The following is a 590-nucleotide window of genomic DNA, read 5'->3' as shown; positions in this document are numbered from 1 at the left end:
AATGGGGAACATGGAGTCAATGGCTAAGATTCCAGTCTCCATGGGGACCGAAACGCTCTTTCTGTCAATAATACCCGGCGCCTCATTCTCGATCGGGCGGTAATCATCGGACTTAATCTCGCCTTTTCCGTCAATGGGGGCGCCCAATGCGTTGACAACCCTTCCTATATAAGCGTCGCCAACCGGGATACCGGCACGTTTCTTCGTTCTCGTAACCTTACATCCCTCTTTAATCTCTTTATCTGAACCAAACAGGATGCAGCCGATGTCATCCCGTCTGATATCCTGTACCATACCTTTTACACCGTTATCAAAGATAACGATCTCGCCGTACATGGCGTGGTCAATTCCATAAATCGTCGCGATTCCGTCACCGATTCCGATGACTGTGCCGACCTCCTGGTCTCTTGCATGTACGTCATAATCTTCAATCTCGCTTCTTAAGATGGAAATAATCTCATCTGAATTGATTGAACCCACGCTTCTCACCTCCGCATCAATATTTGCTCTAACTGTTTCATACGTCCTTTTATACTCCAGTCTGTCTCCACATCGCCGGTGCGGATCACAAATCCGCCGCCCAGACTGGA

Annotated in this window: 1 protein-coding gene; it reads right to left on the bottom strand. The window is 48.5% G+C overall.

What is annotated here, in order from left to right; translation table 11 throughout:
* The coding region (locus NE664_12790) for a F0F1 ATP synthase subunit alpha (GenBank protein MCQ4727512.1) at window positions 1–480 on the bottom strand (480 nt) is incomplete at its 3' end.
* Window positions 481–590: the final 110 nt, after the last annotated feature.

It is taken from the genome of Anaerotignum faecicola, assembly GCA_024460105.1.
Lineage (GTDB): Bacteria > Bacillota > Clostridia > Lachnospirales > Anaerotignaceae > JANFXS01.
Note: the sequence above shows the minus strand (reverse complement) of the source record. Positions and strands in the feature narration are given on the sequence as shown.